We start from the raw sequence: 3638 nt of genomic DNA on the forward strand, positions 1-3638 counted from the left end.
TCAGTTTAATTGAATCTCTGATATGTGCATAGATACGATAAAAAAGACTTTCGTTTCGTCTTGCAAGTTCCAATCCTATCTTTGTTTGATCATAGGCGAGTTTTGGGTTGATTTTGCAAACTTAAACCCATTTCACAATTTATCAAATTGCACCAATTCAAGTTCCACTTTAAGTGCCCCTACTTCAGTAGAAAAAATAGAGTGAAAATGATATAATGTCAAACAAAATGAAGTCATAGCATGACAAAGAGTGGAGGTACATCATGGATAAAAATACAGTTCGTATTGTGAGAATTGACAAGGATGCTTTGTTTGAGTTTCTTTATGAAAACTTTGTGGCACAACAGGAGGAGATTCTTGAAGTTTCACCGATAGAGTGTATGAACAACTTTGCTATTGACTGGGATAAAGGCGATTTTATTTTTACAGCACATAAGGCGGAAGACGAGGAAGAAAACTTGATTCCATTTCCTACAGATATTGATATCAAGGAATTGTTAAATAGATTGCCTGCTACAACAGAATCTGTTTTAAGTGAGACAAAGAATTATCAAGATTATACCTTTGATGAATTACGTAAAATTTTGAAACGAAACGAAGAGTCCGATAAGTAGAGAGAATCAATCATTGCTTTGTGACCATAAAAATTTAATGTGATACGAGCATCTGTTGTAAGAAAGAATATATGATTATCACTTCAAATTGAAACAAATCCTTTTCTCATTTTTTTACAAGTTGAGAATAGGATATGGAATGGTTGGTGGATAAGAAGAACGAGAATGAGAAATACCAATTGGAATTGATAGTACAGTAGCAAACTTAAATAAGTAGTGTTAGAAGAAATACAAGATGAATGAGTCACCCTCTTTACTGAACAATCGGTAAGGAGGTTTTTTATTTTGATTGTAATGTTGGATGTTAGGATAATAATTTGATAATTGGTAGAAAGAGAATCTGTTTAAAGATATTTCAAAAATGATGGAGAGATTATGTGAAGATGTAAACAACCTGATTGCTGAAACAATCAACAGGATAATATGTCGACATTGGTTCCATTCATTTTTCTATAAATTATTCAAAGAGAATGATTTTCTAAAAATACATGATATAATTTGTGTAGGAATATGAATGAAAGATAGTAAGCAAGATGATGTAGCTATCATCATTTTGAAAGAATAGATATTTGACCAAGAAGTGTAGAATAGAAGACCTTTTAGGAAGGAGAAAATAGGTGAGTGAAGTGAAACATGTTAACTTGAAGAGCATTGTGGAAAAGCAGAAACAATTTTTTGATACCGACAGCACAAAATCAGTTGCATATAGAATCAGAATGTTGCAGAAACTGGAACAAGCAGTTAGAAATCACGAAGATGAGATTCTTTCGGCATTGCATCAGGATCTATCAAAATCGAAAGCAGAAGCATATATGACGGAGCTTGCAATCGTGTATGGCGAGATACACGAAGCGTTGAAACATGTGAAAAAATGGAGCAGACCTGAGAAAGTAAGAGGAACGCTCGGCACATTTCCGGCAAAGAGTTATATCTATTCTGAACCTTATGGAGTTGTGCTGATTCTGTCGCCATGGAATTATCCTTTCAATTTAGCAATTGCACCGTTGGTAGCTGCAATTTCGGCAGGAAACTGTGCCATCATCAAATGTTCCAAAGAAAGCAGACATACATCGAAGATAATTGAAAAAATCATCAACGAAACATTTGAAGAACGATATATTTTCTGCGTAGATGCAGAGATTGATTATGATGAGGTTCTGTATCAGAACTATGATTATATCTTTTTTACAGGAAGTACGAGAGTGGGCAAAACCATCATGCGTGCAGCAAGTGAAAATCTGATTCCGGTTTCCTTGGAACTTGGTGGCAAAAGTCCTTGTATTATTGATGAGACGGCAGACATCAAACTTGCAGCCAGACGCATTGCGTGGGGGAAACTGTTAAATGCCGGTCAGACCTGTGTGGCTGTGGACTATGTTGTTGTGCATACCGAAGTAAAGGATAGATTTATCAAAGCATTACAAGAAGAAATCGAATTGAGCTATCCAAATGCCATAAATAATGAGACTTACCCGAGAATCATCAATCAGCGTCACTATGAGAGATTACTGAACTTCATACAGACGGAGAAAGATGTTATCGGCGGACAAAGGAACGATGAGAAACGAAAGATTGCACCGACTATTTTTCCTAATGTGGAATTTGACCATGAAGTGATGAGAGAAGAGATTTTCGGACCGCTACTCCCTGTGATTGAATATGATGATATCAACAAAGTCATTCGCACCATCAAAGAACGTGAAAAGCCGTTGGCATGCTATATCTTTTCACAAAAAAAGACAAATGCCGATGCCATCATTCACAGCCTTTCTTACGGTGGCGGATGTGTGAATGATGTGATTCTTCAAACCGCAAATCATCGTATGCCGTTTGGCGGTGTGGGTTATAGCGGAATGGGTGCCTATCACGGAAAGACCGGATTTGACACACTAAGTCACAAAAAAGGAGTGGTACGAAACAAAATCATATTTGATTTACCGTTCCGATATGCTCCGTTTGATGAAGCGAAATTCAAAAAGCTAAAGAATCTGATGTAATAGGTAAAAAGGAAAAAAAGTTTTGATGAGAAAAAGTCAAAAATTCAAAATGGAAAGAGAATGGTTTCTGTATCAGAAGATTTTTTCAGAGATTCTCTTATTAGAAGAATTTTTTGGAATCAATGCAGTCTGTAATGTGTATTTTAAGGAACAAGGAATTTAAATGTTCGGGAGGTGGAGTGATGAATGATATGACAGAGATATTAGACAATGCCTTTTGTCATCTACAAAATGTAGAGATGAAAGAACGCAAAAAAGCTGCGAATATCTTGATGAAAGCTGCTTGTGCCGAACTTGGGACAAAAAAGACAAAGCCTGTAAAAGAATGGTTTATTGTAAATATGGAACAGTACTTTTCTGCCATAGAAGAAGAAACAAACCATGAGGTGCTATGGATTCATCTCTATACATTACAAAATTTTTGTGCAAGATATCTTCATTTGAACCATCTTTATATCATGGATTCGGATATCATTACGGAAGACAAGGTTCAAACCTTTGAAGAAAAAAGTAAAGAGTATGCACGAGGTTTACTTACAACGCAGAGTCATCCCAAAGTGTTACAAGCGATTGCATCATTTTTTTGGATTTACGAAGAACCGTTTGTTTGGGATATTTTTATCGAAGTATTGAAAAAGAAAAGAGATAAATTGACATTATCTCATATCGGGATAGCCATCAGACAATGCTGTCGTTTGTCACAGGACCATGATAGAGCTGACTATATTTCGGACAGTCAATTAAAAGAGTTGGTAGAAGTTTTGGAATCCAAAGAAATATTGCCAAGAGAAACGGAATTATTAAAAAGTTTGTGATACTGATCTGTTTCTATTGAATTAAGGAAGTAGATTTAAGAGTTGTTATATGACAAAGTCTAGAGAACAAAACGCTCACTCTGAGGATATAACACAGATGGAGTTTCGATAGGAAGAAAAACTTTTCAAAATTGTTTTTTATTTATCAAATAGAACTGAAAATAGAACTGAAAATAGAACTGAAAATAGAACTGAAAATAGAACCGAAAATA

The 3638-nt window shown here is 35.3% G+C and carries 4 protein-coding genes; all 4 read left to right on the forward strand.

The features are described 5' to 3' along the window. The first annotated feature begins 263 nt into the window (after positions 1-263). Positions 264-614 carry a hypothetical protein gene (locus ACO5GE_RS06155; RefSeq protein ID WP_484830045.1) on the forward strand — a complete coding sequence of 117 codons (351 nt, stop codon included), beginning with the start codon at positions 264-266 and terminating at the stop codon, positions 612-614. A gap of 617 nt (positions 615-1231) precedes the next feature. Beyond that, positions 1232-2611 (forward strand): aldehyde dehydrogenase, encoded by a 1380-nt coding sequence (locus ACO5GE_RS06160; RefSeq protein ID WP_484830046.1) that lies wholly within the window; start codon positions 1232-1234, stop codon positions 2609-2611. Positions 2612-2633: 22 nt separating this feature from the next. Beyond that, entirely contained in the window at positions 2634-2774 is a 141-nt protein-coding gene (locus ACO5GE_RS06165; RefSeq protein WP_484830047.1) for a hypothetical protein, read from the forward strand. 19 nt (positions 2775-2793) lie between these two features. Beyond that, positions 2794-3426 (forward strand): hypothetical protein, encoded by a 633-nt coding sequence (locus ACO5GE_RS06170; RefSeq protein ID WP_484830048.1) that lies wholly within the window; start codon positions 2794-2796, stop codon positions 3424-3426. Positions 3427-3638 lie beyond the last annotated feature (212 nt).

This window comes from Filifactor sp. (assembly GCF_057248345.1).

Excerpts from the sequence above, each read along its gene's own strand:
- ACO5GE_RS06170 (WP_484830048.1), top strand. The coding sequence starts at position 2,794 with ATGAATGATATGACAGAGATATTAGACAATGCCTTTTGTCATCTACAA.
- ACO5GE_RS06155 (WP_484830045.1), top strand. The coding sequence starts at position 264 with ATGGATAAAAATACAGTTCGTATTGTGAGAATTGACAAGGATGCTTTG.